Raw genomic sequence first — 7,318 nt, forward strand, 5'->3', positions numbered from 1 at the left:
TGCCATAAGTGGAGGCGTGGGCGGTCTTGCTGCCGTAGCAGCGCTGCCAGACGATCTTGTATTTGTTGGTCGTGTTGGGATTCGCGACCGGCTCCAGATCGGAGATAATCACGCGCCCACGCCCTTTCAGGTCGAGCTCGCCCGACTGCAATTGCGCGCCGGTCAGCAAGTCGTTGATGTCGAGTTCGCTGATCGACTTGGCGGTGATCTGCGTGCCCTTGCCCATGCGTGCCGCGTTGTCGGCGAGCTGCAGCGCCATCTGGCTGACCCGCATCCGCGTCGTGATGTAGTTGGTGAGCTCGGCACCGGTCAGGCTCATCATCAGGAGGATCGGCAGCGTGAACGCGAACTCGAGCAGCGCCAGCCCGCCAGTGTCGCGTGCCAGCCGGGCGGCGAGGGCCGCGATCGAGGTAGCGGGGCGGTGGGTTCGGACGGGGGTCATGGGCAATTGCCGATCGTCGGTGGGGCGTAGCTGCCCTGGTCGGTGTAGGGCTGGTTCTCCAGGATCGTCGCGGCCTTGATCGTCGTCGTCCGCGACACCCCGATCACATTGTAGAGCGGGAACATCCGCGGATAGGAGACGGTGACGGAGTACAGCGTGCGATCGGCCGCGCCACCCTGACCACCGTCGCCGCCGTCGAGGTCGCGAACGCCGTTATTGTTCGTGTCAGTGAACGGCTCGCCCGCATCGCAGACGCCGTTGCCATTGGTGTCCTGGGTCCATACCTCGGCGCGCGCTGTAGCAGCATCGGAAAAGGTGCGGTAAAAGCGGCGGCTGAACACGATCGTCGCATTGCCCGCCAGGGCCTTCACCTGCTTGGTGACCTTGGTATCGATTGCAGCCTGCGCGGCGACATCGGTGCTCGCCTCCAGCCCCGAATCGCGCGCGGTCTTCTGGACGATGCCCTGGAGTACCCCACGCATGTAGAGCGTGTGTGCGGTGTCGAACGCGCCCAGCATGAAGAACGCCATCACCGGCGCGACGATCGCGAATTCGATGATCGTCGCACCGCGCGTGTCGCGCGCAATCCTGGCGATGCGCGGCGTCGTCACTGGACGATCCTGAGCTGCGAAATCTGGTTTGCGATCGACGCGAAGGTCTGCTGCAGCGTCGCGGCGTTCGAGGCGCTGAAATAGCGGTCGGGCGAGGCGCAGTTCGTCATCCGCGTGACCGTCGATGGCGCGACATAGCCGAAGGTGATGACCCATAGCGTGATGTTCTTGTTCTTGATCGCCGAACAGATGGCGTCGGTGCGCGCGTTGACCTGCTGGGTCAACGTGCCGGTCGTCGTGCACCCATCGGTCGGCGCGGTGGCCGGGTCGGTCTGGCGGCGGTCGAACCACGCCACCCCATAAGCCTGATAGTTCCCCACTCCGGTGCAGGGATCGCCGTCGGTCATGAAGATCAAGTTACGCTGGATTTCGCCGCCTTGCGGGGTGAAGGCGTTCTCAGTCGAAAACAGCCCGGTCGGCGACATCAGCCGCGCCCCCCAAAGCAGGCCGATATCGTGATAGGTATTCCCGTTGGGCGTAAGGGTGTCGACATAACTGTCGAACGCGCTGGCATCGGGCCACGCCTGCAGCTTGGTCGCCGGAACGGGGCAGTAATAGCCGGACTGGTTGGGATAGTCGTTGGTCGTGTAGGATTCGGTCTGGGTCCACCCCGCGCCACCGTTGCGCGTAAAGATCATCCCCGGAAGCGCTGGCCCCCACAGGCTGCTGGCGTCACCCGTGGTCGGCGTCGCATCTATATCCAGATCCTTCGCGCCGCTTGGAATGGGAATATAGCTTGCTGCCCCGACCGTCTGACGTTCCTCAATGCAGCCGTCCCACTTGATCGTTTTGGTCGCGCCGTTGGTGCCAAGCGGCAGTGTGAAACTGGAGTTCCAGCTGCCACCATTCTTCAAACCCGCGATTGACTGAGTTATTTTTCCGTAGTGATAATCGATAAACTGATCGCTCGGGCCGCCTGCCACGTTCTCCTGCATGCTATACTTACTAACAGTCTTTGTCTCTGTCGCGTAACAAGTTCCACCTTTTGGATTATCCCAAGATGTCGCCCGATTGATAGTTGTGGTTTCGTCCTTAGTGGTATTGTTATTTCCGTAAGTTGCCGTCGTTGAGTTATACCCTGCAGCAGCGAGGCCTGCATCCGTACAGTTACTTTGGGAAACTTTTGTAAAAACCACGTTTTGCGTCGTAATTTGTGGATTTCCCTGCGAAATCCACCATCGTGGGGCACGTGACTGATAGCCCCATTGGCTGGCGAACCACCCGGGATTAAGAAGGTACCCCACATTGACGTTTGTTGCATAAGGCACAAACCCAAACCTGACCTGCACGGCCGAACCCGTGCCGCCCCCCGGGGAACCTGTCGTGCAATTCGCGTCGGTTTTTAGCCGCGCGACAACCTCGTAGAAGCATTTCACCGCGACCTTTAGGCTCGCCATCTTGCTTTGCGAATCGCCTGATGGGGTGTCACCCATCGATCCGGTAGTATCGAGCACGAACATGATGTCGGTGTTCGGCAGCCGCATTTCGGTCGCGCAGCTGACCGCGAGCGTCTTGGGCGCGACCGCGAAAATTTTCATGAGGGTCATCGGCAACTGGACTGAGGCGTTACCGGTTACCTTGCCCGCATTTTCGCTGAAGGCGACAACCGGATTGCCCGCACCGTAAGATCCATTTTTGTAATTGGCATCGAAGAACTGGACTGCGGACGTATTGGGATAACTGTTGTTCTGCCCCCAGGTGCCGCCGCCCATGGCCTTGCGTCCGGCGAGAACGCCCGCGTCGCAGGCGTGCTGGAGCCTCGTCTTCGTGATGTAAATCCGCGCGACGTCGATTCCGCCGCCGACTAGCCCGGCGAGCGGAAACAGCATCGCGGCCATGATCGCCAGCGTGTTCGCGCGCACGTCGCGACGCAGGGTACCTAGAAAAGAGCGCCAGCTTCCCAAATTAGCCCTGCTCGAACTACCCATGTTTCCTAATCCACTGATGTCAGCGTCGGGCTAGACCTGGCACTCTCAAGGAAGAGTTAACAAGCGCGTCTGCCGAAGCTGGATAAATTACTGCGTGTTCGTGGAGCCGATACCGACTGCCAAAGCGTCACGTCGCGACGGCGTAAGCCGAGTTGCGCCATGAGCATAATTTAGCGCGTTATGCTGCGGCCCGTTCCGCTAACGTGGTATCGTTCGTCCCGTTCTGTCGCTTACACGACCAGCGGCCCGTCACGCAGTTCCTCAACGCGGTCGATGACTAAGCGGTTTCGGCTCTCGCGTTTTGTCATGTAAAGCATCCGATCGGCCCCTTCGATCGCCTCATCGACCGCCTGCCCGCGGAGCAACACCGCACCGACAGGCATAGAGACGGACCCCACGCCTCTTCCGTTTCGCGCAGTTTGAATGACCGGCTGCCAGTGCCCGCGAGCCTGTTCGAGCAGCTGCAAGGTGGGAGAGTCCAGTCGACAGATCTCGGCCAAACTTAGAAAATCCTGAGGTTGCATCAGCGGCCAAGTCGGCTAGGCGAACGGTCTGGTGTCGAAGCGCTTCTCGGTCACGATCCGCGGTGGGATCGATAGCCTTCCGGCGCTTGGCTTCTGCAACCGTGCTGCGATAAAAGTCTATCTGGGTGAGCATCGGACCATTTCATCGGGACGCTTTCGACCGCGATGGCGACCAGGCTGCGACGGTCAGTCTTGAACCGCCAGACCAATGCAAAATTGGTCGGGGTGTGCTCGAAACCTTGCTCGCTGAGAAAAACAAAGCGCGTCGTGCCCGGTCCCGGTATGGGTTCCGCTGGGGCTGTCGGCGCTAGCCCTATTGAACGACGACGCATGAAAATACACGGCTCTGTAGTTTGTGGGGATCCAGCCCTATTGGCAACGCGGAAATTAACCGTAATCTGGATTGCTCCCTAGCGGTGAACCGCTTGACGATCGTTTCATTGATGGCGCGCTTCATCCTCTCCAATCTCTCCCATCTGGTAAAATGTTTACTTCACCGTAGTAATGACTAGATAAGACAGGACGTCTCCTCATATGGAAATCGAAAGAAACACCCAGTCTTTAATTATCAATGGGTGCTCGATACACCTGACTTTAATTGAACTGAAGATAGTGAAATACATTTTGTCGCGAGGGAAGGCAAATGTAACAAGATATAATGTTTGTAATTTTGTTTATCAGGATTTGAATACAATTAGTCTAAACAAACTATCTAGTCATATATATAATATCAACGTCAAGATTCGGTTTAGTGGTTATACTATCGGTTCTGCCATTGGTGACTCCGATGTATTTGACGTACATGAAATATAGTCAGGTTTAGAGTATTAGTGATCGTCACGCACGTGCAGGCGCCCAGAGTCGAACTGCCATAAGCAGGCAGGGCGTTTGCGGTCACGATGCGCTTTCGCATGACGGCGATGATAGCGACCCTGGCCGGTTTCCCGGCTGCGGTCAGTTGTTGGTATATAGGTTGAGCTCTGGATGAAACCCGGCGGCGACCAGAGCAGCCATGAAGAGCGCTTGGCGCACGTTGGCCCTGCCGCCGCGTATGAAGCTCTGGCCTTCCACCGGCCGGACTGGCGCGCGACGGGGCAAGGCCCGCAAGCGACGCGGCCTGCTCGCTATCGAGCGATCCGAGATCACGCATGGTGGCGATGATCTGGTCGGCGGTGAGCTTGCGGAGGCCAGCGATGCTGGGGATAATGTCGTGCCGGCAAGCAAGCTTTTCGTCTGCCGAGACGACGGCTTCGATTTCGGCGTCGACCGCCCCGCAATGCTTGCCAACGGGTCTGGCCGTAATAGGCCATCCGTAGCAGGCATCCAGTCGTGAGACATCGTCTTGAACGCGGACCATCCGTTTATGGATCGACGCGACAGGCACGGGAACGGCGGAAATTGGGGCGCGTAGCTGCTGCCATCGATTGATATAGCGAACGGCAGCTTATCCAATCCTCGTTCCCGAAAGCCGCCGTTCCGCTTCCCACCATTTTTCGCCGTTACTGCGTCGCTGTCGCGATCAGGTAGCCCGAAAGCCGACCAGCAGCTTTCAGGGCGAATAGCGGTCGGGCAGGAATCGCCCATTGCGGACATTTCGCAACCGTGAGATTGTGTTGGTAACGGTCGAAGATTAGTACGCGCTCAGCCCGCGCCAACGGTCTTAGCGGCGCGTAAGCCTCAATGGCCGCCCCTTTTCTTTTTAACTTTTCGAAACGAGCCTCAAAGCCGTGCGCAGGAACCGGTCGCTGCGATCGAGCATATCTGCGCGCGCGTCGTCGTCAAGCAGCTGGTGGTCGAGCCCCTTGAACTCCACGTAGTCGACCTGTTTGCCCACGCCGCGCAGCTTTCGCTCCATCAACCGCGATTCAGCGACTCCGACATTCTGGTCCTTGTCGCCATGGAACATCAGAACGGGCGCGTTAATCGCCGCGGCATTCTGAGCAGGGCTGCCCTCTTCGATATGCTTGCCGTGACCGATGAAACGATCAGTCTGGGCGAAATTGGTGAAACCGCGCGACTCGCTGCGCAGCATTTCCAGGTCGGTGACCGGTGCGACTGCGATCACTGCCTTGAAAAGATCGGGCGCGGTAACCGCCGATTGAAGCGCGGCGTAGCCGCCATAGGACCAGCCGACGACGGCCAGCTTGTCGCGCTCCGCGATTCCAGACGATAGCAGGTATCGTCCCGCATCGACGACATCGCCGATCGCGGTGCGCCACGACTGAAAGCCGTTTTTCTGATACCATTGCGCGCCATAACCCGTCGAGCCGCGAAATTCGGGCTGCAACACCGCAAAGCCCCGGTTGGCGAAATACTGCGCCCACCAATCAAACCCCCAGGTGTCGCGGTCGCCAGGCCCGCCATGAGGCATCACGATCGCAGGCAGATGCCTGCCGTCGCTGCCGGGGGGCAGCGTCAGATATGCTGGGATCACCGTGCCGTCGGTGGCCTTGTAGGTAATCGATTTGACGCTCGCCAATCGCACGTCGTGAAGCTGCGGTCGGGCGGGCAATAGCAGGGCGAGATGTTTGGTCGCCTTCTCGAAGAGATAGTAGGTACCGGGGTCCGCATCGCCGCCCGCGAAGACGATCAACTGCTTCTCATCGGCGGTTGCATCGATGAAGCTGATCGTCTTATCGCCGGGCAGGGCGCGCAACAGCGCGTCGTGAAGCGACTTTAGTTCCGGATCGAAATAGACCGCCTCGGTCCGGTCGGTGGTGTAAGCGGCACCGACCACGCGCTGCTGGCGGCCAATGCGGACGAGCTGATCGACATCGACATCGGGACGCGACAGCACGACCTCGCGCTTGAGCGACCCGTCGAGCGCGATCCGGAAAAGCGCCGAACGGCCCTCGAGGTCGTCGAAGCCGTAAGCGACGTTCAACGCGGGATCGACCGCCAACGGTTCGAATCCGCTTGTCAGCCCAACGGCGTCGGTTGCGACCGCCGACAGTGGCTGCCAAGCGCGATCGTCGCGCTTTCGATAAAAATATTTCGTTGTCGCGTTCATCGACCCGGACGCCGTCGTCGCGTTGCTTGCCAAGATCCTTACGGTGCCTAGCCCGTCGCTGGGTGCTGTCATGTCTGGACGGCGCCCTGCGATCAAGGGTGATATTGGGTTGGGCGACGGTCACGGGTGCGGTCATGTCTCCGGCCTTTGAGTGTGGTGTTTATCCACTGGCCCTGATGTTTGTCCGCTGATCTGCTGGCCCCATTCAGTCTAGCGCGCTTTGCTGCGCAGACAGCACCTCGGCCTTGGCAGATTATGTCCGGTTGTGTCGCATCACCTCATGGTCACCCGTGATTATGGAGCGCTATGGCAAGGCGTGAAGCTTAGGTTCTTCGTGATGTAGCTCTCGAGGATTTCACCCTCGTGGTCGACCGCACGCCAGAGGTAGACCATCTCGCCGTTCAGCTTCACGTACATTTCGTCCAAGTGCCACCGCCAATGACGGAAACCGCGCATCGCACTCACCCGCTGGCGACGGATGTCACCTGCGAACATCGGCCCGAACGGTGCTGTCAGTCTAATGCGAACTCGTCTCCACACGATGCAGTTCGGGCTTTGGGGTCATAACTCAGCCGGCGAGTGCCTGCCACTCGGCCAGCGCGGCCGAGCGGCGTTCCTTGTAGGTCTGGCGGTCGACGAGATGGCGCTGGAGATCGAAGTGATTGTGGACATTGGCATGGACGCTGGCGAATTTTTGTAGCGACTTCATCTGCCGGAATCTGACCATCGCCCGCTCCCGTCGTCGGAACGGCAGATGGCTGTTCTCGACCCGATTGTTGGCCCAACGTCCGATCTCCTGCTTA

Annotated in this window: 7 protein-coding genes and 1 pseudogene; all 8 read right to left on the reverse strand. The window is 59.2% G+C overall.

Features of this window, described 5'->3' with window-relative positions; genetic code table 11:
• A partial coding sequence (locus EAH84_RS15455) for a TadE/TadG family type IV pilus assembly protein (protein WP_140872867.1) occupies nt 1–442 on the reverse strand: 442 nt, incomplete at its 3' end.
• Nucleotides 439–1,053, reverse strand: coding sequence for a TadE/TadG family type IV pilus assembly protein (locus EAH84_RS15460; RefSeq protein ID WP_140872868.1), 615 nt, complete (start codon nt 1,051–1,053; stop codon nt 439–441). The genes EAH84_RS15455 and EAH84_RS15460, both read right to left, overlap by 4 nt.
• Nucleotides 1,050–2,981, reverse strand: a complete 1,932-nt coding sequence (locus tag EAH84_RS15465; RefSeq protein ID WP_140872869.1) for a TadE/TadG family type IV pilus assembly protein — start codon at nt 2,979–2,981, stop codon at nt 1,050–1,052. Before EAH84_RS15465 ends, EAH84_RS15460 begins: the two co-directional genes overlap by 4 nt.
• A 230-nt stretch (nt 2,982–3,211) precedes the next feature.
• Nucleotides 3,212–3,448, reverse strand: coding sequence for a hypothetical protein (locus EAH84_RS15470; RefSeq protein WP_140872870.1), 237 nt, complete (start codon nt 3,446–3,448; stop codon nt 3,212–3,214).
• 817 nt (nt 3,449–4,265) lie between these two features.
• Complete coding sequence (locus tag EAH84_RS16675; RefSeq protein ID WP_161978434.1) at nt 4,266–4,862, reverse strand: transposase; 597 nt, start codon at nt 4,860–4,862, stop codon at nt 4,266–4,268.
• A gap of 342 nt (nt 4,863–5,204) precedes the next feature.
• Nucleotides 5,205–6,515: an alpha/beta hydrolase family protein gene (locus EAH84_RS15480; RefSeq protein ID WP_241656657.1), complete on the reverse strand. Its 1,311-nt coding sequence runs from the start codon at nt 6,513–6,515 to the stop codon at nt 5,205–5,207.
• A 330-nt stretch (nt 6,516–6,845) separates the two neighbouring features.
• Nucleotides 6,846–7,019, reverse strand: a pseudogene (locus EAH84_RS16575) (DDE-type integrase/transposase/recombinase); the annotation flags it as partial.
• A gap of 64 nt (nt 7,020–7,083) precedes the next feature.
• A partial coding sequence (locus EAH84_RS15490; protein WP_140872860.1) for a DDE-type integrase/transposase/recombinase occupies nt 7,084–7,318 on the reverse strand: 235 nt, incomplete at its 5' end.

The sequence above is a fragment of the Sphingomonas oligophenolica genome (genome assembly GCF_006438955.1).
GTDB lineage: Bacteria > Pseudomonadota > Alphaproteobacteria > Sphingomonadales > Sphingomonadaceae > Sphingomonas > Sphingomonas oligophenolica_A.